26 protein-coding genes are annotated in these 26,806 nt (G+C 65.2%); 14 read left to right on the plus strand and 12 right to left on the minus strand.

The features are described 5' to 3' along the window. Positions 1–107: 107 nt before the first annotated feature. Both olsB and olsA read left to right on the plus strand, forming a co-directional pair. A complete protein-coding gene (olsB, locus tag ACFSGJ_RS16190) occupies positions 108–893 on the plus strand; it encodes an L-ornithine N(alpha)-acyltransferase (RefSeq protein ID WP_390264105.1) in 786 nt (261 codons plus the stop codon). Further along, positions 890–1,717, plus strand: coding sequence for a lyso-ornithine lipid O-acyltransferase (gene olsA / locus ACFSGJ_RS16195; RefSeq protein ID WP_390264108.1), 828 nt, complete (start codon positions 890–892; stop codon positions 1,715–1,717). Before olsB ends, olsA begins: the two co-directional genes overlap by 4 nt. Here the strand turns inward: olsA and ACFSGJ_RS16200 are convergent. Next, positions 1,698–2,312, minus strand: a complete 615-nt coding sequence (locus tag ACFSGJ_RS16200) for a thiamine phosphate synthase (protein ID WP_390264111.1) — start codon at positions 2,310–2,312, stop codon at positions 1,698–1,700. The two genes, olsA and ACFSGJ_RS16200, sit on opposite strands and share 20 nt — an antisense overlap. Before the next feature lie 118 nt (positions 2,313–2,430). On the opposite strand from ACFSGJ_RS16200, the gene ACFSGJ_RS16205 reads away from it, so the two are divergent. From ACFSGJ_RS16205 to ade, 4 genes are all read left to right on the plus strand, one after another. Next, on the plus strand, positions 2,431–3,183 hold the full coding sequence (locus ACFSGJ_RS16205) for an RNA methyltransferase (RefSeq protein WP_390264209.1): 753 nt from the start codon (positions 2,431–2,433) through the stop codon (positions 3,181–3,183). A gap of 62 nt (positions 3,184–3,245) precedes the next feature. After that, positions 3,246–4,388: a heme A synthase gene (gene ctaA, locus ACFSGJ_RS16210; RefSeq protein ID WP_390264114.1), complete on the plus strand. Its 1,143-nt coding sequence runs from the start codon at positions 3,246–3,248 to the stop codon at positions 4,386–4,388. Further along, complete coding sequence (locus ACFSGJ_RS16215; RefSeq protein WP_390264117.1) at positions 4,385–5,854, plus strand: carboxypeptidase M32; 1,470 nt, start codon at positions 4,385–4,387, stop codon at positions 5,852–5,854. Before ctaA ends, ACFSGJ_RS16215 begins: the two co-directional genes overlap by 4 nt. Positions 5,855–5,922: 68 nt before the next feature. Next, the gene (gene ade, locus ACFSGJ_RS16220) at positions 5,923–7,608 is read left to right on the plus strand and encodes an adenine deaminase (protein WP_390264120.1); all 1,686 of its coding nucleotides are present in this window, start codon (positions 5,923–5,925) and stop codon (positions 7,606–7,608) included. A gap of 31 nt (positions 7,609–7,639) precedes the next feature. Here the strand turns inward: ade and ACFSGJ_RS16225 are convergent, their stop codons facing one another. From ACFSGJ_RS16225 to ACFSGJ_RS16260, 8 genes are all read right to left on the minus strand, one after another. Beyond that, positions 7,640–8,797, minus strand: coding sequence for an iron-containing alcohol dehydrogenase (locus ACFSGJ_RS16225; protein WP_390264123.1), 1,158 nt, complete (start codon positions 8,795–8,797; stop codon positions 7,640–7,642). Continuing rightward, entirely contained in the window at positions 8,794–10,185 is a 1,392-nt protein-coding gene (locus ACFSGJ_RS16230) for an aldehyde dehydrogenase family protein (protein WP_390264126.1), read from the minus strand. Before ACFSGJ_RS16230 ends, ACFSGJ_RS16225 begins: the two co-directional genes overlap by 4 nt. 29 nt (positions 10,186–10,214) lie before the next feature. Beyond that, complete coding sequence (locus tag ACFSGJ_RS16235) at positions 10,215–11,582, minus strand: glutamine synthetase family protein (protein ID WP_390264130.1); 1,368 nt, start codon at positions 11,580–11,582, stop codon at positions 10,215–10,217. An 87-nt stretch (positions 11,583–11,669) separates the two neighbouring features. Continuing rightward, complete coding sequence (locus tag ACFSGJ_RS16240; RefSeq protein ID WP_390264133.1) at positions 11,670–12,749, minus strand: TRAP transporter substrate-binding protein; 1,080 nt, start codon at positions 12,747–12,749, stop codon at positions 11,670–11,672. Between the two features lie 46 nt (positions 12,750–12,795). Continuing rightward, entirely contained in the window at positions 12,796–14,118 is a 1,323-nt protein-coding gene (locus ACFSGJ_RS16245) for a TRAP transporter large permease (RefSeq protein WP_390264136.1), read from the minus strand. After that, entirely contained in the window at positions 14,115–14,648 is a 534-nt protein-coding gene (locus ACFSGJ_RS16250; protein WP_390264138.1) for a TRAP transporter small permease subunit, read from the minus strand. Before ACFSGJ_RS16250 ends, ACFSGJ_RS16245 begins: the two co-directional genes overlap by 4 nt. Next, complete coding sequence (locus ACFSGJ_RS16255; protein WP_390264141.1) at positions 14,645–15,400, minus strand: DeoR/GlpR family DNA-binding transcription regulator; 756 nt, start codon at positions 15,398–15,400, stop codon at positions 14,645–14,647. Before ACFSGJ_RS16255 ends, ACFSGJ_RS16250 begins: the two co-directional genes overlap by 4 nt. Positions 15,401–15,567: 167 nt before the next feature. Next, positions 15,568–16,395 carry an aldo/keto reductase gene (locus ACFSGJ_RS16260; RefSeq protein ID WP_390264143.1) on the minus strand — a complete coding sequence of 276 codons (828 nt, stop codon included), beginning with the start codon at positions 16,393–16,395 and terminating at the stop codon, positions 15,568–15,570. Between the two features lie 131 nt (positions 16,396–16,526). On the opposite strand from ACFSGJ_RS16260, the gene ACFSGJ_RS16265 reads away from it, so the two are divergent. Together ACFSGJ_RS16265 and ACFSGJ_RS16270 are read left to right on the plus strand one after the other, a co-directional pair. Beyond that, positions 16,527–17,711 (plus strand): hypothetical protein, encoded by a 1,185-nt coding sequence (locus ACFSGJ_RS16265; RefSeq protein ID WP_390264146.1) that lies wholly within the window; start codon positions 16,527–16,529, stop codon positions 17,709–17,711. A 65-nt stretch (positions 17,712–17,776) separates the two neighbouring features. After that, positions 17,777–18,685 (plus strand): alpha/beta fold hydrolase, encoded by a 909-nt coding sequence (locus tag ACFSGJ_RS16270; protein WP_390264149.1) that lies wholly within the window; start codon positions 17,777–17,779, stop codon positions 18,683–18,685. Here the strand turns inward: ACFSGJ_RS16270 and ACFSGJ_RS16275 are convergent. Beyond that, a complete protein-coding gene (locus ACFSGJ_RS16275; RefSeq protein ID WP_390264152.1) occupies positions 18,601–19,230 on the minus strand; it encodes a DedA family protein in 630 nt (209 codons plus the stop codon). The genes ACFSGJ_RS16270 and ACFSGJ_RS16275 overlap by 85 nt on opposite strands. Before the next feature lie 186 nt (positions 19,231–19,416). Between ACFSGJ_RS16275 and phnD the strand changes: the two genes are divergently transcribed. From phnD to phnE (ACFSGJ_RS16295), 4 genes are all read left to right on the plus strand, one after another. After that, positions 19,417–20,361, plus strand: coding sequence for a phosphate/phosphite/phosphonate ABC transporter substrate-binding protein (phnD, locus tag ACFSGJ_RS16280; RefSeq protein ID WP_390264156.1), 945 nt, complete (start codon positions 19,417–19,419; stop codon positions 20,359–20,361). 69 nt (positions 20,362–20,430) lie between these two features. Next, entirely contained in the window at positions 20,431–21,258 is an 828-nt protein-coding gene (gene phnC, locus ACFSGJ_RS16285; RefSeq protein ID WP_390264159.1) for a phosphonate ABC transporter ATP-binding protein, read from the plus strand. Next, entirely contained in the window at positions 21,255–22,055 is an 801-nt protein-coding gene (gene phnE / locus ACFSGJ_RS16290) for a phosphonate ABC transporter, permease protein PhnE (protein ID WP_390264162.1), read from the plus strand. The genes phnC and phnE (ACFSGJ_RS16290) overlap by 4 nt, the downstream gene beginning before the upstream one ends. Then, complete coding sequence (phnE, locus tag ACFSGJ_RS16295; RefSeq protein ID WP_390264165.1) at positions 22,052–22,873, plus strand: phosphonate ABC transporter, permease protein PhnE; 822 nt, start codon at positions 22,052–22,054, stop codon at positions 22,871–22,873. The genes phnE (ACFSGJ_RS16290) and phnE (ACFSGJ_RS16295) overlap by 4 nt, the downstream gene beginning before the upstream one ends. 99 nt (positions 22,874–22,972) lie before the next feature. Here the strand turns inward: phnE (ACFSGJ_RS16295) and efp are convergent, their stop codons facing one another. Then, a complete protein-coding gene (gene efp / locus ACFSGJ_RS16300) occupies positions 22,973–23,539 on the minus strand; it encodes an elongation factor P (RefSeq protein WP_390264167.1) in 567 nt (188 codons plus the stop codon). Positions 23,540–23,635: 96 nt separating this feature from the next. On the opposite strand from efp, the gene epmA reads away from it, so the two are divergent. Beyond that, a complete protein-coding gene (epmA, locus tag ACFSGJ_RS16305; protein ID WP_390264170.1) occupies positions 23,636–24,721 on the plus strand; it encodes an EF-P lysine aminoacylase EpmA in 1,086 nt (361 codons plus the stop codon). On the opposite strand, the gene ACFSGJ_RS16310 is transcribed toward epmA, so the two are convergent. Next, entirely contained in the window at positions 24,718–25,257 is a 540-nt protein-coding gene (locus ACFSGJ_RS16310; protein WP_390264173.1) for a hypothetical protein, read from the minus strand. The two genes, epmA and ACFSGJ_RS16310, sit on opposite strands and share 4 nt — an antisense overlap. A 358-nt stretch (positions 25,258–25,615) precedes the next feature. Between ACFSGJ_RS16310 and ACFSGJ_RS16315 the strand changes: the two genes are divergently transcribed. Then, on the plus strand, positions 25,616–26,551 hold the full coding sequence (locus ACFSGJ_RS16315; RefSeq protein ID WP_390264176.1) for an NAD(P)H-dependent flavin oxidoreductase: 936 nt from the start codon (positions 25,616–25,618) through the stop codon (positions 26,549–26,551). The last annotated feature ends 255 nt before the right edge of the window (positions 26,552–26,806 follow it).

A 26,806-nucleotide genomic window follows, 5' to 3' on the forward strand; every position in this document is an offset into this window, starting at 1 on the left:
GGTGACGTTACGCCGCTGCCTGTTTCAGTTGCATAATTGTCGCGCACGCCCTACAACCGGCCCACGGTCTGGCCCTTTCGGGCCGCCTGCCCAACGACAGCGATCTGATGACCCCGGAAGAGCCGCATTTCGAACTGAGACTGGCCACGGAAGAACGTGACCTTCTGGCGGCGCAGCGGCTTCGTTACAATGTGTTCGTGACCGAACTGGGCGGCGACGGCGATCTGGTCGACCATGACCGGCGGCTGGAACGCGATGCCTATGACCCCTATTACGACCACCTGTTGCTGATCGACCGGCGCCGCGATGCCGCAGCGCTCGACCATGTGGTCGGTGTCTATCGCCTGCTGCCCTGCGACCGGGTGGCCAAGCTCGGGCGGTATTACAGCGAGGGCGAATACGATCTTGCGCCGCTCAAGGCGTCGGGGCGGCGGTTGCTGGAACTGGGGCGGTCCTGCGTCCATGCCGAGTATCGCGGCGGCACGGCGATGTTCCACCTCTGGAACGGGCTGGCCGATTACGTCCTGCGCCGGGAAATCGAGATCCTGTTCGGGGTCGCGAGCTTTCACGGCACGGATATCGAGGCGCTGCGCCAGCCGCTGAGCTATCTTTACCGCAACCACCTGGCACCCGAGGGGCTGCGCGTGCGCGTGCAGCCGGATCATTTCCAGTCCATGGATCTTTTGCCGCCCGACGCGATCGACCGGCGCGAGGCGATGCGGCTGACGCCTGCGCTCATCAAGGCCTATATCCGGCTTGGCGGCTTCGTTGGCGACGGTGCCTTTGTCGATCATGCCTTCAACACGACCGATATCTGCCTGTTGATGGACACCCGCGTCATGTCCGAAAAGCACCGGGGCTTTTACACCCGCAAGCAAGAGGCCCGCGTGTGACCACCTGGCATTCTGCCGAGGCGCCGCCGGAAAACCCGATCATCACGCCGCTTGGCTGGGGGCTGGTCATGCTGCGCGGCCTGGCGCTGGGGGTCGTGACCTATGGCTGTCTGGCGTTGTTGCTTATGCTGCGGCTGGTCGAACGGCCGCTTTTCGGGCTGAATCGTCCGTGGACGCCCTTTATCACCCAGTTCGTCTGCCGGGCGGCCTTTGTGATCCTTGGCATTCGCCTGCGTGTGACCGGGCGGCCCATGACAGGCCGGGGCGCGATTGTGGCCAACCATGCCTCATGGCTGGATATCTTCACGCTCAACGCGCCGCAGCGGATCTATTACGTGTCCAAGTCCGAGGTCGCGGGCTGGCCGGGGATCGGCTGGCTGGCGCGGGCGACCGGCACGGTCTTCATCACCCGCAGCGGGCGCGAGGCCCAGACCCAACGCGCGCAATTCGAGGCGCGGCTCCGGGCGGGGCACAGGCTCTTGTTCTTTCCGGAGGGCACGAGCACCGATGGCCGCCGCGTGCTGCCGTTCAAGTCGACCCTGTTCGCGGCGTTCTTCAGCGACGGTCTGGACGATATCCTGGAAATCCAGCCGGTGAGCGTGATCTATCACGCGCCGGACGGCGCCGATCCCCGTTTTTACGGCTGGTGGGGTGATATGGCGTTCGGGCCGCACCTGCTGCGAGTTCTTGCCCAGCCCCGGCAGGGCGCGGCCGAGGTGATCTTTCATCCGCCCGTCCGCGTTTCGGATTTCGCCGACCGCAAGGCGCTGGCCGCCCGGTGCGAGGCGGCCGTGCGCGCGCCCTTCAGCCCAGCGGCGCCGTAAGGGCGCGCAGCGCTGCGAGCGCGTCGTCCTGCGACCAGATTTCGTCGCCGATGCCGAAAAAGTCGGTCATCGGCGCAAGCCGGGCGACATCCGCCTGAGTCAGGGCGCCCTCGGCCACCACCGGCACCTCGATCATTTCGGACCACCAGGAAAAGAGCTCGTCATCGGCGCGGCTGCCATCGCCAAGCGGCGTCTGCCCCACCGGGCCGAAGGCCACATAATCCGCCCCGGCCTCGGCCGCGTTGATCCCGTCATGGCGGGTCGTGCCGCAAAAGGCGCCGACGATCGCGTCTTCGCCCAGATCCTTGCGCGCCTTGCGCAGGACGCGGATGTCCGACAGGTGGACACCATCGAGCCCCAGCCGTTCCACCATCAGCAGGTGACGCTCAATCACCAGCGCCACGTCGCGCGCATGGGTGATCTCGCGCAGCGTATCGGCGGCGCGGGCGATCTCATCCTCATCGCGGGTGGCAAGGGCGAGCCGCACGCAGGCGATGTCCGCCGCGTCGAGGATTGCCGCAAGCCGGTCGCCGAACACGTCGGTCTCAAAGGCGGGCGGCGTAATGAGGTAAAGCTGGGGACGGTCTTCGGCCATGGTCCACTCCGTTTCCGGCCCTCTTACCCTGCGACCGGCATGGCGGCAAGCGCGCCTTGGGCTTGCCCTCGGGCAAAGCGGGGCCTATGGGGTCGGGGCAGTCAAGGTGAGCGATGGCATGGTGGAAAGCTGGTCAGGCCCGGCGCCCGCGGTGGTTCTGGTGCGTCCGCAGATGGGCGAGAACATCGGCGCGGCGGCACGGGCGATGTGGAATTTCGGGCTGGACCGGATGCGGATCGTCGATCCGCGCGACGGCTGGCCCAATTCGCGCGCGGTCGCCATGGCAAGCGGGGCCGGGCGCGTCCTGGACAATGCCGGGATTTTCCCGACCGTGCCCGAGGCGCTGGCCGACTGCACCTATGTCTTTGCCACCACGGCGCGCGGGCGCGGCCTGACCAAGCCGGTGATGACGCCGGAACGGGCGATGGAACATGCGCGCGCGCTGATCGCACAGGGGCAGAAGGTCGGCATCCTGTTCGGCCCCGAACGCGCGGGACTGGAAAATGAGGATGTGGCACGCGCCAACGCCATCATCTCGGTCCCGGTGAACCCGGAATTCCCCTCGCTCAATCTTGCGCAATGCGTGTTGCTGGTGGGCTATGAATGGCGCCGCCAGACGGTCGCGGCGGTGCCCGAGGTGATGGAGATGGCAAAGACCGAGTTCGCCGAGGCCATCGAGGTCGAGAAGCTGGGCGATCATTTCGAGGCGCAGCTGGAAGAGGCGGGTTTCTTTTTCCCGGACCACAAGGCAGCCGGAATGAAGATAAACCTGCGCAACATGTGGTCGCGGATGCCCCTGACGCGCGCGGATGTGCAGACGCTGCACGGTATCCTGCGGCAGATGGTGCGACGCCGTGGCAGGCCCGACTGACGCGGGCCCGACTTGAAGACCAGAGGGCCGGGGCCTAGTTTCCCGCGCGACAGGAGGCATCCATGGCAAAGACTCGTTCGATCTTCGAAGAGGTCGCGACCCCGGGCCGCGCCGCGCCCGTCGCGGGTGGCATCGACCGGGGCCGGGGTGGCGGCCGAGGGGCGATCCGCATCTGGCTGATGGTGCTCTTTGCGCTTGTGGTGCTGATGATCGCGGTGGGCGGGCTCACGCGGCTGACCGGGTCGGGCCTTTCGATCACCGAATGGCGGCCTGTCACCGGCGCGATCCCGCCCCTGTCCGAGGCGCGCTGGCAAGAGGAATTCGAGCTCTATCGCCAGATCCCCCAATACGAGTTGCTGAATTACGGGATGAGCCTGGAGGAATTCAAGTTCATCTACTGGTGGGAATGGGGGCACAGGCAGCTTGGCCGGGTGATGGGGCTGATCTGGGGCGTGGGCTTTGTCTTTTTCTGGGCGACGGGGCGCATCCCGACGGGCTGGACGCGGCGCCTGTTGCTGATCGGCGCGCTCGGGGGGCTGCAAGGGGCGATCGGCTGGTGGATGGTGGCCTCGGGCCTCTCGGGCGACATGACGCGGGTGGCGTCCTACCGGCTGGCGACCCATCTGGGGCTGGCTTTTGTCATCCTCGGGTTCATCGCGTGGTATGTCTTTTTGCTGGGGCGGTCGGAAACGCAGCTTTTGCAGGCCCGTCGTGCGCGCGAGGGGCGGCTCTTCAGCCTTGGAACGGGGCTGATGCATTTCGCCTTTCTCCAGATCCTGCTGGGTGCGCTGGTCGCGGGCATCGACGCGGGCCGCAGCTATACCGACTGGCCGCTGATGCACGGCGTCTTCTTCCCGCCCGAGAGCTTTGACCTGCGGCCGCTCTGGTCCAACTTTTTCGAGAACCCGGCGCTGGTGCAGTTCATGCATCGCATGGCGGGCTATCTGCTTTTCGCTTTCGGCATCGTGGCCTTTCTGCGCGGGCGCCGCAGCGCCCATGGGGAGACCCGGGCAGCATTCACGCTCATGCTGGCGGTGATGGTGTTGCAGGTTGTGCTGGGCATCCTCACCGTCATGGCCGGCGCCCCTTGGCAGCTTGCCATCCTGCACCAGTTTACCGCGGTGCTTCTGTGGGTCATGATCCTGCGGGTGCGGTTCCTTGCGCAATATCCCATCGTAACCTCGATCCGCGGAGCGAAGGCATGAGCAGCTATGAAGACCTGATGGCGTTCCAGCGAGACACCGAGGCGCTGGCGCAGGTCGCGGGCCGTCTCGGCTGGGATCAGGAAACCATGATGCCGCGCGGCGCCGCCGAACAACGCGGCGAGGAAATGGGTGCGCTCGAATCCGTGCTGCACGCCCGGCGCACCGATCCCCGGCTGGGCGAATGGCTGGAAACCGTGACCCCGGGGGATGAGGTCGCGGTCGCGCAGCTGCGCGAAATCCGCCGCAGCTATGAACGCAATGTCAAGGTTCCGGCCCGGCTGGCCTCTGAAATCGCGCGTGTCACAAGCGTGGCGCAGGGGATCTGGGCCGAGGCGCGCGCGAATGAGGATGTGGCGGCCTTTCTGCCGACCCTGGCCGAGGTGCTGCGCCTGCGCCGCGAAGAGGCCGCGGCCCTGGCCGATGGCGGCGACCCTTATGACGCGCTGTTGCAGGATTATGAGCCAGAGACCTCGGGCGCGCTGATCGCCGCGCTGTTCGACCGGATGCGCCCGCGGCTTGTCGCGCTGCGCGAGGCGGTTCTGGGGTCAGACCGCCAGCCCGCCGCCCTGACAGGCCACTACCCCGAGGCCGCGCAGATCCGCCTGTCGCGCGAGATCGCGCGCAACTTCGGCTATGACTTCAGCCGCGGGCGGCTCGACCTTGCCGTCCATCCGTTCAGCTCCGGGTCGGGCAACGATGTGCGGATCACCACGCGGGTGAATGAAAAAGACCCGTTCAACTGCTTTTATTCCACGATCCACGAGGTCGGGCACGCCTGCTACGAACTGGGGGTCGATCCGGATTTCCTGCTGACGCCGCTGGGGCGCGGTGCATCCATGGGCGTTCACGAAAGCCAGAGCCGGATCTATGAGAACCAGCTGGGCCGCAGCCGCGCCTATACCGGCTGGTTGTTCGGCCGGATGCAGCAGGTCTTTGACATGGCGCCGGGGGATGCCGAAGCCTTCTATGCGACGGTGAACCGGGTTCAGCAGGGGTTCATCCGCACCGAATCCGATGAGGTCCAGTATAACCTGCATGTGATGCTGCGCTTCGATCTGGAACGCGCGCTGATCGCCGGCACGCTGGAGGTCGCCGATCTGGAAGAGGCGTGGAACAGCCGCTTCCTCGCCGATTTCGGGGTTGCGGTCGAAAAGCCTTCGGACGGGGTTCTGCAGGACGTGCACTGGTCGGTCGGACTTTTCGGCTATTTCCCGACCTACACGCTGGGCAATGTCTATGCGGGCTGCCTGCACCACGCGTTGCGTGAGGCTGTGCCCGACCTTGATGCCGCGCTGGCCGAGGGGCGCAGCGCCCCCGCGACCGAATGGCTGCGCGAAAACGTGCAGCGCCATGGCGCGCGGCTTGCCCCGCGCGAGGTGATCGCGACGGCCTGCGGGTTCGAGCCGGATGAAGAGCCGCTCCTGACCTATCTGGAGGCCAAGTTCGGCGAGCTTTACGGCATCTGACCCTTGCCATTCCTGCCCGCGCTGCCCACCCTGCGCAGGCAGGGGAACCGGGCCAACGGGGGCATCGCATGACGCTTGAAAGACGGATCGACCAGGGCCGGGGGGCAGAGCCTGCGGATCTCGTACTGCGCGGGGGACGGGTGCTCGACCTCGTGACCGGCGACCTTCTGGAGGGCGATGTCGCGATCTGCGGCGATACGATCGTGGGAACCTGCGCCGGCTACGAGGGGCGGGAGGTCGTCGACGTATCGGGCAAGACGCTCGTCCCCGGTTTCATCGACACGCATCTTCATATCGAGTCGAGCCTTGTCACCCCGTTCGAATTCGACCGCTGTGTCGCCCCGCGCGGTGTCACCACCGCGATCTGCGACCCGCATGAGATCGCGAATGTCGCGGGGTTGGAGGGGATACATTATTTCCTCGAAGCGAGCAGCCGGACCCTCATGGACATCCGCGTCCAGCTGTCGTCCTGCGTGCCCTCGACCGCGATGGAAACGGCGGGGGCGGACCTTTCGGCCGCGGATCTTGCGGCGCTGAAGGACCATCCGCGCGTCATCGGGCTGGCGGAGTTCATGAACTACCCCGGGGTGATCCACAAGGACCCGGGCGCGATGGACAAGCTGCGCGCCTTTGCCGGGCGCCATATCGACGGGCATGCCCCCCTGTTGCGCGGGCGCGACCTGAACGCCTATCTCAGCGCAGGCATTCGCACCGAGCATGAGGCGACCACCGCCGAAGAGGCGCGGGAAAAGCTGCAAAAGGGAATGCGCATCCTGATCCGCGAAGGGTCGGTGTCAAAGGACATGAACGCGCTCGCGCCGCTTTTGACCGAACGGACGGCACCCTACATGGCGCTTTGCACGGATGACCGCAATCCGCTCGACATCGCTGAACACGGGCATCTCGACTACATGATCCGGAGCCTGATCGCGCTGGGTGTGCCGCCGCTGGCCGTCTATCGTGCGGCCAGCCTCTCGGCGGCCGAGGCGTTCGGGCTCAAGGACCGGGGGCAGATCGCGCCGGGCAAGCGCGCCGATATCGTCGTTCTGGACGACTTGGCAACGTGTCGGGCGACACTGGTGCTGTGCGGCGGCAGACGGGTGGATGAGGCAGGCTTTGCCGCGCGCGAGACCCTGCCGCCGGTCGCACGCCAGAGCGTGAAGGCCCCGACGGTGCAGGCCAGCGATTTCCGCCTGCCCGGCGGACCGGAAACCCCTGTGATCGGCATCCTGCCGGGCAAGATCATCACCGAGCACCTGACCGAGGATATCCCCGCGCGGGACGGCGACCGCCGCCCCGACCCGTCCCGCGACCTTGTCCGCATCACCGTGATCGAGCGGCACGGACGGAACGGCAATATCGCGAACGGCTTCGTGCGCGGCTTCGGGCTGCAGCGGGGGGCCATCGCCTCGACCGTCTGCCACGATCATCACAACATCGCCGTTGTCGGCGCGGATCACGACGACATGGCGCTGGCCGCGAACCGGCTGGGGCAGATCGAAGGCGGCTTTGTCGTTGTCGCGGGGGGCGAGGTTCTGGCCGAACTGCCCCTGCCCGTCGCGGGGCTGATGAGCCTCGATCCCTTCGAGACGGTGCATGAGGCGCTTGTGACCCTGCGGGCCGCCGCCCGGTCGCTTGGCGTGACGCTGGAAGAGCCGTTCCTGCAACTCGCGTTCCTGGCCCTGCCGGTGATCCCGCATCTCAAGATCACCGACCACGGCATGGTCGACGTGGATCGTTTTGCGGTGATGTGACATGCGCCTTTGCGGCGCATGCCACTGGTTTTCAGTGGTTCGCCCTGAAACACTCCTCGAAGAGCGCGCGGGTGTTGCCCTGCGTCATCTCGACGGGGTTGCCGCCGACCGAGGGGTCCTCCAACGCCATGGCGGTCAGCTCTTCCAGCCGGTCGGTGCCCAGGCCAAGATCCCCCAGCGTGTCGGGGATAGAGAGGTCGTGGCGCAGCGACAGGATACGCTGATAAAAGCCGTCAAAGCCGCCACCGATGCCAAGATAATCGGCCGCGCGGGAAATGCGGTCCTCGATCGCGGGGCGGTTGAAGCGCAGGCAGGCGGGCATCACCACCGCATTCGTTGTGCCGTGATGGGTGTTGTAGACCGCGCCCACGGGATGCGACAGCGCGTGGATCGCCCCCAGTCCCTTCTGGAATGCGACGGCGCCCATGGCGGCGGCTGACATCATCTCGGCCCGGGCCGTCAGATCGGTGCCGTCCGCATAGGCGCGGGGAAGGTTCTCGAGGACAAGCCGCATCCCCTCCAGCGCGATGCCCTGGCTCATCGGGTGGTAGAAGGGGCTCGAATAGGCCTCAAGGCAATGGGCGAGCGCGTCCATTCCGGTGCCGGCCGTGATGACCCGGGGCATCCCGACCGTCAGTTCGGGGTCGCATATGGTGATCGTGGGCAGGATCCTGGGGTGGAATATGATCTTCTTGACGTGCGTCTCGCTATTCGTCAGAACGCCGGCGCGGCCCACCTCGGACCCGGTGCCCGCCGTCGTCGGAACGGCAATGATCGGCGCAATTCCGGCAGCATCGGCCCGGGTCCACCAGTCGCCGATATCCTCGAAATCCCAGACCGGGCGGCTTTGTCCCGACATGAAGGCGATGAGTTTTCCGAGGTCGAGCGCCGATCCGCCGCCAAAGGCCACGACGCCGTCATGCCCCCCCTCACGATAGACCTTGAGGCCTGCAGCCAGGTTCACCTCGGAAGGGTTCGGATCGACCTCGGCAAAGACGGCGCGACCAAGGCCGGCGGCATCCAGAACGTCAAGCGCGGCGCCCGTGATCGGAAGCGCCGCAAGCGCCTTGTCGGTCACCAGCAGCGGGCGGGCGATGCCTGCGGCCGTGCAGGCCTCGGCCAGCTCGGCGATGCGCCCCGCCCCAAAGCGGACGGCGGTAGGGTAGGACCAGTTGGCGCGCAGCGTCATTTCAGCACCTTCTTCAGATGGTAGGATTTCGGTCGCGTGACCGCGTGATAGCCGATGACCGACAGCGCGCCGCCGCGCCCGGTATCCTTGCAGCCCGTCCAGCAGAGCGCCGGATCGAGATAGTCGCAGCGGTTCATGAAGACCGTCCCGGTCTCGATCTGCGCGCCGACCCGTTCGGCATTGGCGGGGTCCTGCGTCCAGATCGAGGCGGTGAGGCCATAGGGGCTGTCATTCATCAGGCGGATCGCCTCGGCCTCGTCCTGCACGGGCATGATGCCGACCACGGGGCCAAAGCTTTCTTCGCGCATCACGCGCATGTCGTGGGTCACGTTGATGAGGATCTGCGGCGCCAGGTAGGTGCCGCCATCGTCCGCCGGGAAATGCGCCGGATCGATCAGCGGCGTCGCGCCCTGCGCCACCGCCTCGGCCACCTGCGCGCGCACCGTATCGGCGAAACGGCGGCTGGCCATCGGCCCCAGCGTCGTTTCCGGATCGAGCGGGTTGCCGAGCCGCAGGCCCTTGACCCAGTCGACCGCCTTGTCCACGAAGGCGCTGTAAAGCGTATGGTGGACATAGATCCGCTCGATCCCGCAGCAGCACTGGCCCGCGTTGAACATCGCGCCGTCCATCAGCCCGTCGACAGCGGCGTCAAGATCGGCATCGGCCATGACATAGCCCGGGTCCTTGCCGCCCAGTTCCAGCCCCATGGCGGTAAAGGTGCCCGCAGCGGCGCGTTCCATCGCCTGCCCGCCGCCGACCGAGCCGGTGAAGTTCACAAAGCCGAAGGCCCGCTGGCCGATCAGGGCCTCGGTCGTTTCATGGTCCAGAAAGAGGTTCTGGAACACCTCGGTTGGGACGCCGCCCTGGTGAAAGGCCTGCGCCAGCCGCTCGCCCGCCAACAGGGTCTGGCTGGCATGTTTCAGGACGACCGCATTTCCCGCGATCAGGGCGGGGACGATCGTGTTGATCGCGGTCAGGAAGGGATAGTTCCACGGCGCCACGACAAAGACGACGCCATAGGGCACGCGCTCCAGCCGGCGGGTAAAACGGTCGCTGTCCTCGACCGCGGTGGGAGCCAGCGCCTCGGCGGCAATGCCGGCCATGTATTCGGTGCGTTCGTTCACGCCGCCGAACTCGCCACCATAGCGGACCGGACGGCCCATCTGCCGGGCAAGCTCGGTCACGATGTCGTCCTTCATCGCGTTCAGCGCCGCGATCCCGGCGCGGACGCGGGCGATACGCTCGGCCAGCGGCAGGGCGGCCCAGGCGGGTTGCGCAGCGCGGGCGCGTTCCACTGCGGCCTGCGCCTCGGCCAGCGGCAGGGCAGGGCGTTCGGCATAGACCCGCCCGTCGATGGGCGAGATGCACTGGATCATTCTGGGGATCATTCTGGTCCTCCGGTCCTCGTTTGGGCCGATCAGGCCCGTTCCAGCCCGCGGCGCAATTCCCAGTCGGTCACGACGCGATTCTGTTCCTCTATCTCCCAAAGTGCCGCGCGGTGATAGTGGTCAATCACAGCATCCCCGAAGGCCGTTCGCAGCATTGCCGAGCCCTTCATCAGGGACGCAGCCTCGCCCAGCGTCTTGGGTACCTCGGGCATGTCTGTGCCGAGATAGGCATCGCCGGACATGGCCGGCGCGAGGTCCAGCTTTCGCTCGATCCCGTCAAGCCCGGCGGCAAGCAGTGCCGCCATGGCGAGATAGGGGTTCAGGTCGGCGCCCCCGATGCGGCATTCCACGCGCACTCCCTTGGTGCCCTCGCCGCAGATGCGGAAACCCGCAGTGCGGTTGTCGAGGCTCCAGACCGTTTTCGTGGGCGCAAAGGTTCCCGCGACAAAGCGCTTGTAGCTGTTGACGTAGGGCGCCAGCAGGCAGGTGATGTCGCGCGCGTGATGTAAAAGCCCGGCCACATAATGCCGCATCAGGGCCGACATTCCGTGATCCGCTGTTTCGTCAAAGAACGCAGGCGCCCCGGCGGCGGTCCAAAGAGACTGGTGCACATGGCTCGAGGATCCGACGCGGTCATGGCGGTACTTGGCCATGAAGGTGACGGAACGGCCCTTGGCATGGGCGATTTCCTTGACGCCGTTCTTGACGATGCTGTGCATGTCGGCGGTGTCGAGCGCGTCGGAGTAGCGGATGTTGATCTCTTCCTGCCCCGTTTCGGCCTCGCCCTTGGAACATTCCACCGGGATGCCCGCGCCGTAAAGCCCGTTGCGGATGGCGCGCATGACCTCTTCTTCCTTCGACGTGCCGAAGATCGCGTAATCCACGTTGTAGCCGCCGAGCGTTTTAGGGTCGCGCCAGTTCGCGTCGCGCAGCGCCTCGTAGCTCTGCTCGAACAGGAAGAATTCGAGCTCGGTCGCCATCATCGGCACGAATCCCATCGCGCTGGCCCGGGCGATCTGGCGCTTGAGGATCGCGCGCGGGGCGTGCGGCACCTCTTGATGGGTGTGGTGGTCCAGAAGATCGCAGAGCACGAGCGCCGTTCCCGGCAGCCAGGGGACAAGACGGAGGGTCGAAAGGTCGGGCTTCATCACATGGTCGCCATAGCCCGAGGCCCAGCTTGTGGCGGCATAGCCCTGCACCGTCATCATCTCCATGTCGGTGGCGAGCAGATAGTTGCAGCAATGGGTTTCCTCCCAGCCGCCGTCGAGGAAATGCCGGGCATGGAACCGCTTGCCCATCAGGCGGCCCTGCATGTCGATGGTGCAGACGAGCACCGTGTCGATCTCCCCGGCGGTGACGGCCGCCTTCAGGCTTTCCATACTGAGGTTTGCGGGCATGGCCCCTCCCTTGGTCCCTGGCTGCGGCGAGGCTGCGACCCCGACCGCGATCTGGTTGCGGCCCGGCCCGAAGGCCGGGCGGCGGTATCAGTAACGATAGGGCACGCCAGCCCTCTCCATGATCTGGTTGTAATCCTTGAAGATCTGGACGACCCGGCCGGCGCGGTCGCTGCTGGCCGCGATCTCTTCCCAGAATTCCTCGGCATCGGCGGTGACCTGGTTCCATTCCTCGGCGGGAATGGTGGTCAGTTCCATCTTGTCGCCCTCGACGCGGAGCTTGGCCTCGCCGCCCCAATACCAGACCTGGCGGTAGTAATGGGACTGGTCGATGGTGATGCGGAACAGTTCCTGCAGATGCGGGGGAACGCGGTTCCAGCTGTCGGTATTGGCGAAATAGGACCCGCACCAGGCCCCGGTCACGTTGTTGGCCAGCGCATAGTTGCAGATGTCGGCCCAGCCCACCTCATAGGCTTCGGTAAAGCCGCACCATGCGACGCCATCCAGTTCACCGGTCTGCAGCGCGACCTCCACGTCATCCCACGGCACGGTCACGGGGATCAGGCCATAGCGCGACAGGAACCGCCCCGCGGTGGGCACGCCGAAGACGCGTTTGCCGCGCATGTCGGCCAGGCTGCGGATCGGGTCCTTCGTAAAGATGTGCAGCGGGTCCCATGCCCCGGCGCTGAGCCATTCGACGCCCCGCACCTCGCCATAGGCCTCGGCCCAGATCTCGTTCAGGCCGTATTGGTTGAAGAGCACCGGCAGATCGAGGCTGTAGCGCGTCGAGAACGGGAAATAGCCGCCGAAAACCGCGATATCGACCGGCGAAGCCATGGTGGCATCATCCGACTGCACCGCGTCGATCGTGCCGTTCTGCAGCGCGCGGAACAGTTCCGAGGTCGGCACAAGCTGGTCGGCGTAATAGAGGTCGATTACCATTTCGCCATTCGCCGCCGTGTTGAAGGCGTCGATCTGCGGCTTGATGACATGCGCCCCGAGCGGCGCGCCCGAATAGGTCTGCAGCCGCCAGCGGATCGGGCCGCTTTGCGCGTTGACGTAAGGCGCCGCCAGCGTTCCGGTGGCAAGCGCCGCGCTGCCGGCACCCGCCCGCCGCAGAAAGTCGCGCCGGCTGGCGAGTATCCTTGAGGTCTTGGTCTCTTCGGTCATCGTATCACTCTCCTCTGTTGGGGCCTTCGGGCCTCTTGCCTGTGTTTCAGCGTGCGTTCACGTATTGCGGCAGCCAGAGTGCGATCTGCGGAAAGATCATCAGCACCACGACCGCAAGCACCATGATCGCCACGAAGGGGATGATCGAGCGGTAGATATCCAGAAGCGAGATGCCCGGCGGCGCCATCGCCCGCATCAGAAAGAGGTTATAGCCAAAGGGCGGCGTCATGTAGGCGATCTGGCAGGTCATCGTGTAAAGCACCCCGTACCAGATCGGGTCAAAGCCCAGCATCCGAACCAGCGGCACGTAAAGCGGCGCGACGATCACCAGCATCGCCGTATCGTCGAGGAACATCCCCATCAGCAGGTAGGAGAGCTGCATCATGATCAGCACCTCCCAGGGCGAAAGCTCCCACCGCGTGATAAAGAGGCCCTCGATCGCGCGCACCGCGCCGATCCCGTCAAAGACCGATCCGAAAGCCAGCGCCGCAAGGATGATCCACAGGAACATGCAAGAGATCATCAGCGTCTTTTTCGCCGTCTCATGCAGGACGCGGAAGGTCAGCCGCCGTTTCCATGCCGCCGCAAGCGTGGCGCTGGTCGCCCCCACGGCAGAGCTTTCGACAAGGCTCGTGTAGCCCAGCACGAACAACCCGGTCATGAAGAAGAATATCAGGAACGGAATGATCCCCGCCCGCAACAGCCGCAGCTTGTCGCGCAGGGGCATGTTCAGTTCCTCCTCGGACACCGTCGGGGCCAGATGCGGCTGCAAGCGGCAACGGATGACGATGTAGAGGATGAACATCGCGGCGATCATCAGCCCCGGCACGACCCCCGCGAGCCAGAGCTGGCTGACCGGCTGGCGCGCGATCATGCCGTAAAGGACCAGCACGACCGATGGCGGCACGAGGATGCCGAGTGAACTGCCGCCCTGCACGACCCCGGTGATCAGCACCTTGTCATAGCCGCGCCGCAACATCTCGGGCAGGGCGATGGTGGCGCCGATGGCCATCCCCGCGACCGAAAGTCCGTTCATCGCCGAAACCACGACCATCAGAAGGATCGTGCCAATGGCCAGCCCGCCGCGCAACCGCCCGAACCAGACGTGAAAGGCGCGGTAAAGATCCTCGGCAATGCCCGATTCCGACAGCACATAGCCCATGTAGACAAAGAGCGGCAGCGTCAGCATCGGGAACCAGTTGAAGAGCCGGAACGCCGCGTTGAACGGCATTTCCGCCGCCCCTTGCCCATAGAGGAGCAGCGCCGCCCCCGCCGCCACAAATCCGATGGCCCCGAATATGCGCTGCCCCGTCAGGAGCATCAGCAGCATCGCCGCGAACATCAGAAGGGCGATCATCTCATAGCTCATGCCGGGGCCCCCTGGCGCAGGCGCGCCCAGTCCTTGAAGATCATCGCAATCGCCTGAAGGATCATCAGAACGATGGCGCAGACCATCACCACCTTGATGGGGATCATCGACGGGTTCCACATCGAGAAATTCCGCTGGTCGTATTCGATCGCGTAGAGCGTGCTGGAGATCGAGCCCCAGAGCAGCACACCGAGGTAGAAGAGCAGGCAGAAGGCCGTCAGAAGGTCCATCCGCGCGCGGCCCCGTTCGGTCAGGCGTTCGTAAAAGACGTCCATCCGGGCATGCGCGCCTTCCTTGAGCGTGTAGGCCCCACCGGCAAAGTAATAGGCCGTCAGCATGAACTGCGCCGCCTCGATGCACCAATGCAGGGGGATGTTGATGACGTTTCGCGTGATCGCATCGAGCAGCAGGACGGCGACCATCGCAAAGATCAGGTACATCGCGATGATGCCCACCACCTGCGACAGGCCGTCGGTCCAGCGCACGTAGAGCCGTATCGCCCGGGGCATCCGGTCCATCGCATCCGTCATCGCACCACGACCCCTGCATCCTCCAGCGCCCGCGTGATGGGGGGCGCGGGCGGCTGATCCGTCAAAAGCATGTCGATTTCCCCTGTCCGGCAGACGCGGAAGCCCGCGGTCTTGCCCAGCTTGGACTGATCGGCGAGCACGACGACCTGCCGCGCCGCGTCGATCATGGCGCGGGCAACCTGGGCTTCGTCTATGTTCGAATCCATCGCGCCCACCGCGGGGTCGAGCGCCGTGACCGTCAGAACGGCATAATCCGCCTGAAATGCCCCAAGCTGCCGGATGACCAGCGGCCCCACCGTCTGCGCGTTCGAGGGGCTGTATTCGCCCCCCAGCAGGAACACCCGCGCCCCGCGCGCGCGATAGCCCAGGGCCCGCGCGATGGCGACGGAGTTCGTGATGACCGTCAGGTCTGCGACAAATGCAATCTCCTCGGCGCAGGCGAGCGTCGTCGATCCCGTATCGAGGAAGATCGTGTCGCCGGGCTGCAGAAGCCCCGCCAATTTTCGCGCGATTTCCGATTTGGCGGCCGCATTGGTCGCCAGCCGTTCGTCAAAGCTGCCTTCCTGATGCAGACGCAGGCGCTTGGCGCCGCCATGGATCTTTTGCAGGACGCCCTGTTCGGCCAGCAGGCTCAGGTCACGGCGGATCGTTTCCGGCGAGACCGAGAACCGGCGCGCCAGTTCCTCGACCGTCAGCTGCCCGCTGTCCCGGATCACCCCGGCGATCAGGCCGCGCCTGTCCTTCGCCTTCATCCCATCCCCGCTGGCCCGGATTTTCCGGTTTCTTGATCACATTTTTGCCAGCTAACGTCTTTGGAATTGCCCGAGTCAACGAAAAACTGCGGGCAGGGGGCCACAACTGCCCAAAATCAGTGCAAAGCTATGGGCGGTCGTGACCGTTCGGGCGGATCTTGCGCGGATCAGTCCCAGCGCGGCGCCAGACCTTCCGGATCGGTAATGCGCCCATCGGGTCGGGCCATGGCAAAGATGCGCGCCATTTCTTCATCGGAAAGTTCAAAGTCGAAGATCGCGACGTTCTCGGCCAGTCGTTCGATCCGGGCGGTCTTGGACAGGGCGATCACGCCTTCCTGCTGCACGAGCCAGCGCAGGGCGACCTGCGCGGCGGTGCGACCATGGGCAGAGCCGATCTCGGCCAGTACCCGATCGGTGGCGGAGGCGCCATTCGCCATGGCGTAGTAGGCGGTGACCGAAAGGCCGGCCGTCCGGGCGGCCTCGATCACGCGGGTCTGGTTCAGCCAGGGATGATATTCCACCTGATTGGTGACAAGCGGCGCCTCTGACATTGCCACGGCCTCGGCGGTCTGGGCGGCGTTGTAGTTGCTTATGCCGATATGCCGGGTCATGCCCGCAGCGCGCACCGCGTTCAGGGACCCGATCCGGTCGGCCATCGGGACATCGCTGCCGCCCGGCCAGTGGAGAAGCAGCAGGTCGACCTGATCCACCCGGAGCTTCTGGAGGCTCTGCTCGACCGAGCGCCGGAAATCTGCGGCCGCGAAATTCGTCACCCAGACCTTGGTCGTCAGAAAGATGTCGTCCCGGGGGACGCCGCATGCCTTGATGGCGGCCCCGACGGCGTCCTCGTTCTGATAGATCTGTGCGGTATCCACATGCCGGAAGCCCGCGCGCAATGCCTCGGGCAGGACCTCGTGAACCTCCGCCTCGGACATGCGGAAGGTGCCGAAGCCGAGGGCAGGAATTTCCGCGCCGTTGCAGACCACCGTTTTCATGTGCGTTCCTTTTGTCGGGTTGGGCCGGGACTGCGTTGCAGATAGGTGCAGCCAACACGGTGTAAAGCGCGCGACGATCCGCCGGGGCGGATTTGGTTGGGTCCGGGGCAGGTCTGGGCTAGATGGACGTCATGACCAAAAGACATGACCCACGCCACACCGCGAGCCAGTCCACCCCCGCATTTGCTGCGCCCGCTACAGGTTCCCTTCCCGCCAAGGGGCTGCATGTGCACGACGGGATGCCGCGTCTTGACCCCGCCCCGCGTTACCCGTGGTTCAAGCGCAACCTGTCAGACCCGTTCTTTTACCTTGTACCGGGTCTGATGTGGCTGGCGCTGGCGCTGCGCCATGGCAGCCTGTCGCTGCCGAGCGCGGCAAATCCGGGAATGGAGGCCGGCGGGCTTTGGGGCGAAAGCAAATCGCAGGGGCTGGAGCTTTTCGGGCCCGGCGGGCAGCGTCATCTGGCGGCCTATGTGCGGCTTGAACGTGGAAACGACTCGGGTGAGGCCGCGAGCGGTCGCGCGCTGGCCGCGATGGCTGTGGCGGGACTGGCCTTTCCGGTCGTGGGCAAGCCCGACCGCGGCTATCAGGGCTGGGGCGTGCGCAAGCTGATGGACGATCGCGACCTGCGCGATTACCTGATCCCGGCGCGGCCCGAACTGACGCTTTTGCTGCAAAAGCTGATCGACTGGCAGGGCGAGGCCGGGATTTTCTACATACGCCATCCCGATGAGGCGCAGGGGCGGATCGCGTCCTTCGCGCTCAACTACGCGCCGCATGTGGTGGGGGACGGGCAAGGTCGGGTCGCGGATCTGGTCCGGGCGGACCCTGTGCTGCGGCAGAATGCCGAGATCTATCGGGCCAGAAACCGGGGCCGTTGGCAGGCTGTTCCGGACAAGGGTGAGGTCGTGATCCTGACCAATGCGCGCAGTGCGCGGCTGGGCGCCGTCTATCGCGACGCCGCGCACATGGTCACACCAGAGCTTGAGGCCTGCATCGACAACATCGCCCGGGAAATCCCCGGCTTTCACTTTGGTCGCTTCGACATCCGCTTTCGCAGCATCGGGGCGTTGTTGCAGGGGCGGGACTTTTGCATTGTCGAGCTGAACGGGGCAGGGGCCGAGATGCTGCATCTGTGGGATGGCCGCAAATCGACGCTTGAGGCCTATCGCACCTTGTGGGGGCAGTATCGCGCGCTGTTTTCCATCGGGGCTGAGATGCGCCGTCAGGGCCACCACCCGACCGGTCTGCGAGAGCTTTTGCGGCTGCAGCGCCGGCAGGAAAAGCTGCGCCGCAGCTATCCGCCCACCTCCTGACGCCAAAGCTGGTGCGGCGCGTCGCGCTGCGCTAGGCAGATCCAAAGACCGCCGGAGAGCCACCCGTGTTGCCCGAGCTTGCCACATGCCCGATCCCCGCCGAGATCACCATCTCCGCGCCGGAGCCCAATTTGGCGGAGCTGGCGCTGGATACGATCCTTGCGCCGTTCCAGCCGCTGCGGGAACAGTTCACCGCGATCACCGGCCTGGGGCTTGAGGCCGATCTGCCCGAGAATGTGGGCCTGCGGCGGATCTTTCGCCCGGCAGAAGGCGGCACGCTCAGCTATCTGGCCGTGGGATCGCCGGCGGGGCAGCGTATCCTCTTTCTCCACGGAAGCCCCGGCCTTGCCGAGGAATGGGCGCATTTTCTGGTCGATGTGCCGGGGCAATACCGTATCGCGGTCGACCGGCCCGGCTTTGGCGACAGCCGGACCGAGGTTCCGGTCACCGCCCTCGACGCGCAGGCCGGGGCGGTCGCGCCGCTTCTGGGGCCGCCCGGCACTGCGCCGGCGGTCCTTGTGGGGTATTCCTATGGCGGGCCGGTGGCCCTGCGGCTGGCCGCGGATCATCCGGACCGGGTGGCGGCCGTTCTGCTGATCGGCTCGGCGGCCGATCCGGGGCTGGAAGAAACGCATCCGCTGCAATTGCTGGCGGCGCAGGAGTTCTTTTCCGGCCTTTTGCCGGACGAACTGGCACATGCGAATGCCGAGCTTCTGGACCTTCCGGACGGGCTGCAGGATCTGGGCGAGGCGCTGGCGGGCATCACCGCGCCGGTAACGATGGTTCAGGGGCTTTCCGACAGTCTGGTGCCCCCCGAGAATGTGTCATATTTGCGCGCCCGTCTGCCGCCGGATCTGCCGCAGCGCGTCATCCTGGTCGAGGGTGCCGATCACTTCCTGCCCTGGACGTCCACGTCCTTGCTGGAGGATGCGTTGGGCTGCGCGCTGGGCGATGCCGGGTGGGTCCGGCGGTAACGATACCCCACCCAGCGCGTCAGCGCCATGAGCGCCGCGGCCAGCCCGATCACCCCCACCCAGCCCCAGCCGGCAAGCCAGTCGAAAAGCACGAGGTTGAAGCCGTAGATCCCGAAGAACAGGATGGCGAGATAGGCGATCCCGATCGCCGCGTTCGCAAGGGCAAAGCGCAGGAACCCCACGCCCAGAAATCCGCTCGCCACGAAGACGGGAAAGAGGAGCCAGGGCACCAGCCGCGCCGTGAGCCCCGCGGGCCAGACCCCCCGCGCAAGCAGGTCGCGCCCCCGGGCGATGTTTTCCTCGCCCAGCTTTTGCCGGAACCAGCCGATCCGTGCTGCGGCGGCACCGATTGCGTAAAGAACCCAGTCGCTCACGATCAGCCCGAGCGAAAGCGCCGCAAACGCAAGGGGCGCGGAAAGATCCTGTGCGGCGGCCAGTGCGGCGCCGGTGACGATCGCGGCCTCTTCCAGAATGAATGTGCCTGCGAAAAGAAGCGCCGCGAGGACCAGCGGCGCATCCATGAAACGCTCGATCAGTTGTTCCATCGCCCCCCCTTTCTGGAGGGTTTAGCGCGTTTGTCGGACTCGTGCGAGCGGGACTGGACTTCGGGTGCGGTGGAAAGCGCCGTGGCGATGTCGGTTTTTACCCTTCTGTTACACCAGTGTCAGGAAACTGGCATCCGCGGGGGCTAAGCGGCACCGAACGCAAAAGAAAGAGGAAGAGTAACCGCCATGAAAGCCCTGCTTCTCTCCGTGGCCGCGCTTGGCTTTGCCGGTGCCGCCCATGCGGAATTCGCACTCGACAGCCGCTATGTCGATGATGACGGCGACATGATCGCCGATATCCCCGGCGACTCGGCGCAACAGGTCGATCCCTCGACGCTGATCTTTGCCTATACCCCGGTCGAGGACCCGGCCGTCTATGCCGAAGCCTGGTCCGATTTCCTTGCGCATATGGAAGAGGTGACGGGCAAGCCCGTCCAGTTCTTCCCGGTTCAGTCGAACGCCGCCCAGATCGAGGCGATGCGCGCCGGCCGCCTGCATGTCGCGGGCTTCAACACTGGCTCGAACCCGCTGGCCGTCGCCTGCGCGGGCTTCCGTCCCTTTGCGATGATGGCCGCCGAAGACGGCAGCTTTGGCTATGAGATGGAATTCATCACCTATCCCGGGTCGGGTATCGAAACGGTCGAGGATATCGCAGGCCGGACGATGGCCTTTACCTCCGAGACCTCGAACTCGGGCTACAAGGCGCCTTCGGCCCTGTTGGCCGCGAATTACGGTCTTCAGGCAGAGGTCGATTTCACGCCCGCCTTTTCGGGTGCCCATGACAACTCGATCCTTGGCGTGGCGAACCGTGACTATGATGCGGCCGCCATCGCGAACTCGGTCAAGACGCGCATGATCGACCGTGGCGTCGTCAGCGCCGACCAGTTCGAGATCATCTACACCTCGGAAACCTTTCCGACGACGGGGTATGGCGTGGCCCACAACCTCACCCCGGAACTGCAGGAGCTGATCCAGGAGGCGTTCTTCAGCTTCGACTGGGCGGGCACCTCGCTGGAGGAGGAGTTCTCCAAGTCGGGCGAGGCGCAGTTCATCCCGATCTCGTTCCAGGAGCACTGGTCGGTCATCCGCGAAATCGATGCGGCGATGGACGTAAGCTACAGCTGCAGCTGAGCGATCGCAGACCCGAACGGCAGGCGGGGGACATTTCCCCGCCTGCGTCATTTGCGAAAGGAACAGGGAATGCTGAGCGTCGAGAACCTGACCAAGACCTACAAGACCGGCGACAAGGCCCTGACGGACGTAAGCTTTTCCGTGCCCAAGGGGCAGGTGGTGGGGCTGATCGGGCCATCGGGTGCGGGCAAGTCCACGCTGATCCGCTGCATCAACCGGCTGGTAGAGCCGACGTCGGGCGCGATCCGGCTGAACGAGATGGACCTGACGCGGCTGGGACAGGGCGACTTGCGGCGCGCGCGGCGGCGCATCGGCATGATCTTTCAGGAATACGCGCTGGTCGAGCGGCTGACCGTGATGGAGAACGTCCTGTCGGGGCGCCTTGGGTATGTGCCCTTCTGGCGCAGCTTTACCCGGCGCTTTCCGGGCGCGGATATCCAGAAGGCCTATCGCCTGCTGGACCGGGTCGGTCTGTCGGCCCATGCCGACAAGCGCGCGGATGCCCTTTCGGGCGGCCAACGTCAAAGGGTGGGTATCGCCCGCGCGCTGGAACAGGACCCGGAACTGCTATTGATCGATGAGCCGACCGCCAGCCTCGACCCCAAGACGAGCCGCCAGATCATGCGCCTGATCGTGGAAATCTGCGCGGAACAGGGCCTGCCAGCGATCATCAATATCCATGACGTGGTGCTTGCGCAGCAGTTCACGCAGCGCATCATTGGCCTGCAGGCGGGACGCATCGTGTTTGACGGCACGCCGGCGCAACTGACCGAGGACGTGCTGACCACGATCTATGGCGCCGAGGACTGGACCGCGATGCGCCAGGGCGCCGATGAGGACGCCGCCGCCGAGGCCGAGGAAAAGGCCGAGACGCAAAAGCTGATGAGCGCGCTATGATCGGTTACGCGACCACATGGCGCCGCCCGCCGCAACTGATCCGGGACCGCCGCTGGCGGATCGTGCTGGGGGTTGGGGCGATCCTCTATCTGGTGCTCGCCATCGGCAGCGTCGATATCAACTGGACCCGCATGGCCGAGGGCTGGGAACGCGGCCTGCGCTTTGTGGGCGGCTTTCTGCAGCCCGATTTCACCACGCGGTGGCGCGACATCTCGAACGGGCTGGTGGAAAGCCTGACGATGACCTTCACCTCGACCGTGGTGGGCATCCTCATCTCGGTTCCCATCGGCATCGGGGCCGCGCGCAACGTCGCGCCGGTCTGGCTCTATTCGGTCTGTCGCGCGATCATCGCGGTGTCGCGCGCCGTGCAGGAAATCATCATCGCGATCTTCTTCGTGGCGCTGTTCGGGTTCGGGGCATTCGCCGGGTTCCTGACGCTGACCTTTGCCACGATCGGCTTCATCGCGAAACTGCTGGCCGAGGATATCGAGGATATCGACGAAGCCCAGGCCGAGGCGATCCGCGCGACCGGTGCAAGCTGGTTCCAGTTGATCAACTATGCCATCCAGCCGCAGGTCATGCCGCGCCTGATCGGGTTGTCGCTCTACCGGCTCGACATCAATTTCCGCGAAAGCGCGGTGATCGGGATCGTGGGGGCCGGGGGCATCGGCGGTACGCTGAACACCGCGCTGAACCGCTACGAATACGACAGCGCCGGCGCGATCCTGATCATCATCATCGCAATCGTCATGGTTGCCGAATATTCCTCCAGCCATCTGCGGAGGTGGGTGAAATGACCGAGACGTTGATGCACCCCCGCTCTGACGCGCAATGGCGCCACCGGACGCCGCGCGGACAGTTGTTGCTGTGGCTGTTCTGGCTGATCGTGGTCGCGCTGTTCGTCTATTGCTGGAACGTGATGACGGCGCGGACGATGTGGGTCTTTGTCTATGACGCCCCGCAGGCGGCGCAGGACCTTGTGGGCCGGATGTTTCCGCCCCGCTGGGACTACATGACGCGCCTCTGGAAACCCCTGTGGGACACGATCAACATCGCAACGCTCGGCACATTGCTGGGGATCGTGATGGCGGTGCCGCTCGCGTTTCTGGCGGCGCAGAACACGACGCCATCCCGGCTGCTTGCCCGTCCGGCGGCGCTCTTCATCATCGTGGCCAGCCGCTCGATCAACTCGCTGATCTGGGCGCTCTTGCTGGTGTCGATCCTCGGGCCGGGGCTGCTGGCAGGTATCCTCGCCATCGCGTTCCGGTCGATCGGCTTCATCGGCAAGCTGCTCTATGAGGCGATCGAGGAAACCGACCCGAAGCAGATCGAGGCGGTGACCGCCACGGGCGCCAGCCGCGCGCAGATCCTCAATTACGGGATCGTGCCGCAGATCATGCCGACCTTTTATGGCATCAGCGTGTTCCGCTGGGACATCAACATCCGCGAAAGCGCGATCCTGGGGCTGGTGGGCGCAGGCGGCATCGGCGCGCAGCTTCAGGCGAGCCTCAATGTGCTGGCATGGCCGCAGGTCACGATGATCATCCTTGTGATCCTGGGCACTGTGGTGGTCAGCGAATGGGTGTCGGCAAAGGTCCGCCACGCGATCATCTGATGCCACCGCGCGGGCGGTTGCGGCTGCCCGCCCCTGATGATTACCCAAAAGAAAAGGGCGACCCAGGGGCCGCCCGCTTCCACACCCCGCAGGTACGGTTCAGTCCTTGGCGCGCTCGACGTACGAATTGTCTTCGGTCGAGATGATGATCCTCGTGCCGGCGCTGATATGCGGGGGCACCATGACCCGGACACCGTTGGTGCACATCGCGGGCTTGTAGGACGAAGAGGCGGTCTGGCCCTTTACGACGGGCTCGGTCTCGGCGATCTCGACCGTGACTTTCTGCGGCAGTTCGATGGCGATCGCCACATCCTGATAGGTCTTGATGAAGACGCGGATGCCTTCGGTCAGAAAGACATTCTGGTCGCCGATCACGTCAGGGGACACGGTGATCTGCTCATAGCTCTCCGGCTCCATGAAGTGAAAGCCTTCGCCGTCTTCATAGAGGAAGTCGTATTCCCGCTCGTCGACATGGGCGCGTTCGACCTGTTCGGTCGTGCGCCAGCGTTCCGAGACCTTCACCCCGTCCGAGATGCGGCGCATGTCCACCTGCGTCACCGGTGTGCCCTTGCCGGGGTGGAAGTTCTGGGCGGTGAGGACGACATAGAGCTTGTCGTCCATCTCGACGACATTGCCCTTGCGAAGGCTGGAGGCGATGACTTTCACGTCAGGTCTTCCTTGTAGTTGCGGGGGCCGCAGCGTAAGCGGGAACTCGCGTCTCCGCTAGCGCAATTCGCCACGCTCTTCCAGACGAAAGCCGCCATGGCCACGACCTTTTCAACCCCGACTGCATCAGAATGGTGGCGGCCCGGCCGCCATGCCGACCGGCGGCCCCTGCTGCTGGCGCGCAACCGGATCCAGCGCGCGATCCGTGACTGGCTGGACCATGAGGATTTCGTCGAGGTCGATCCGTCGGCCCTGCAGATCTCGCCGGGGAATGAGGCGCATCTTCATGCTTTCGGGACCGCGGCAGTCGGAAATGACGGGACTGCGCGGCAGATGTATCTGCACACTTCGCCGGAATTTGCGATGAAAAAGCTGCTGGCGGGAGGCGAGACGCGGATCGCGGCCTTTTCCCATGTCTGGCGCAACCGGGAACGTGGGCCGCTGCATCATCCGGAATTCACGATGCTCGAATGGTATCGCACGGGCGCACCCTATGAGGTGCTGATGCAGGACTGCGCCGAGATCCTGCGCCTTGCCGCAACGGCTGCCGGGACCGGCCGCCTGCGCTGGCGGAATATCGAATGCGACCCCTTCGCGGCGCCCGAGCGTCTGAGCCTTGCCGAGGCGTTCGGGCGTCATGCGGGCGTGGATCTCCTCTCGACCCTTTCGGCGGACGGCACGCCCGATGCGCCGGCGCTGGGGCGGGCGCTCGATGCGGCAGGTATCGGCCGGTCGGGGGACGATACGTGGTCCGACATGTTTTCAAAGGTGCTGGTGGAGCGGATCGAGCCGCATCTTGGCCATGGGCGCATGACGTTTCTCGACCGCTATCCGGTCGCCGAAGCGGCGCTTGCCCGACCCGCCGCAGACGATCCGCGCGTCGCGGAACGGTTCGAGCTTTATGCCTGCGGGGTCGAGCTTGCCAACGGGTTCGGTGAACTGACGGACCCCCCGGAGCAGCGCCGTCGGTTCGAGGCGGAGATGGCCGAGAAGCAGCGCGTCTATGGCGAGCATTACCCGCTGGACGAGGATTTCCTCGCCGCCCTTTCCCTCATGCCGGAGGCGAGCGGTATCGCGCTCGGCTTTGACCGGCTGGTTATGCTTGCCACCGCCGCCCCACGGATCGAGGCCGTGCTCTGGGCGCCGGTGCCGGAACCGGTGCCGGATGTCGATCCGCGTTAGAGAAACGTTTCGACCTGGCTGATCTGGAAGTTGTCGATGAACGCCTTGTGCAGGGTATAGGCCGCGCGGTTCCGGCTGTCGGTCGAGGTGATGAACTGCAGCGCCAGATTTTCCGACACGAGATAGGAGTGCAGGGTCAACACGTCCTGCCCGCTTGAGGCCTGCAGTTCATAGACGATCGTGCCGACCAGATCGTTTCCGTATTCGCCGCCGTCGCGTTCGGTCACCTCGACCGTGCCGCCGGCGGATTCGATCTGGCGGGTGATCATCGCCACGATCGTCTCTTGGATCTGTTCCTGATCGACGGAGGTAGATACCGGAATCTCTTCCAGAATGATCTTGCCAAAGCCGCCTTCGGGCAGCCGAAAGAACGCAAGCGTTTCCGGCGCGGTCCGGTCGACCTGCTGCCACTCGGCCCGGTCGGCGCAGAAATCCACCTGCGGATGCAGCGAGATGCACGCCTCGTCAGCCTGTGCCGGCCATGCGGATATAGCAAGACCTGCGACGCAAAGCGCCGCCGCGACATGATGTTTCATGTGCCGTCCCTCTCCTGTGCGGGGCCATTCGCGCTGATCCTGCGCCAGCCTGTGGCCGTGCCCCTTGGTTAGTCCCGGGCGGGCCCGGGTCGGTTACTTGTCAGGGCTGCCGCCCATCGGGCGTTCATAGCACCGCGATCCGAAATCACACAGAACTCCTTTGCGAGATGTGATGCACGTTCGCGTGCGGGCGTGATACTTTTGAGACCTGCCCAATTCCTGGGCGGCTGCGCCATGCCCTGCGGCACATTCTGTCGGTTTTCGGCGCGCCGCCGAGAGGCGTGACGTGGCGTCCCCTCTGCATTCCTTGCGCGGGACTGCTAGCAAAAGGGGGATACGTCATCCGTGGAGGGTCAGAATGACGATACCGGAGAGCCTGCGCCGCAACCTGCGCCTGCCAGCAATCGCCGCGCCAATGTTCCTGGCCTCGGGGCCGGAGCTTGTCATTGCAACCTGCAAGGCCGGAATGGTCGGCAGCTTTCCCGCGCTCAACCAGCGCAGCACCGAGGGGTTTTCCGACTGGTTGTCCGAAATCGCCGAGGCGCTTCCGGACAACGCGGCAGCGTTCGGCGTCAATCTGATCGTCCACCGGTCCAACCCGCGGCTGGAGCCGGATCTGGCGCAGGTTGTCCGCCACAAGGTGCCTCTGGTGATCACCTCGCTGGGGGCGGTTCGCGATGTGGTGGATGCGGTGCATTCCTATGGCGGGCTGGTCTTTCACGACGTCATCAGCCGCCGCCACGCGGAAAAGGCGGCCGAGGCCGGGGTGGATGGCATCATCGCGGTCGCTGCCGGCGCGGGCGGACATGCCGGCACGATGAGCCCCTTTGCGTTGGTGAACGAGATCAGGGCGGTTTTCGACGGAACGGTCGTGCTTGGGGGCGCGATCAACACGGGGGCGCAGATCCTCGCCGCGCGGATGATGGGGGCCGACATGGCCTATCTCGGAACGCGGATGCTTGCCACCCGGGAGGCGATGGTCGACGCTGAATACAAGGACATGATCCTGTCCTCGCAGGCCGCAGATATTCTCTATACCTCGGCGATCTCGGGCGTGAATGCCAATTTCCTGCGCCCCAGCATGGTGCGCGCGGGGCTCGATCCCGACAACCTGCCGGCCCATGGCCGCATGGACATGGCGAGCGAGGCAAAGGCCTGGAAAACGGTCTGGTCCGCGGGTCAGGGTGTGGGCGGAATCGGCGATCTTCCGGCCGCCGGCGATCTGGCTGGGCGTCTTTTGGCGGAATACCACACCGCCTTGGCGGCTGTCGCAACCGATCCGTTCGGCCCGTAAAGGCCGCCGGCCAAGAAGGCAGGGCGCGCCAGGGGCAAGAGTGATTATTTTGACGAATGCCTCTTGCAAGCCCCGCGACGACTCGCTAGATACGCCTTCACCGGGCCGGGGGCTTGTTGTTCTCGGTTTGGTTTTCTGGATGGATGCATGCGGGTGGCGCTGCTTTGTGGCGTTTGCTCGTTTGTTTTTGTCTTTTGCTCTTTGACATTGTTGTTTTTTTTTGAAGGGATATGCGGGCGGTTTGGTCTGTTTTTC

The organism is Halodurantibacterium flavum (genome assembly GCF_042681825.1).
Lineage (GTDB): Bacteria > Pseudomonadota > Alphaproteobacteria > Rhodobacterales > Rhodobacteraceae > Halodurantibacterium > Halodurantibacterium flavum.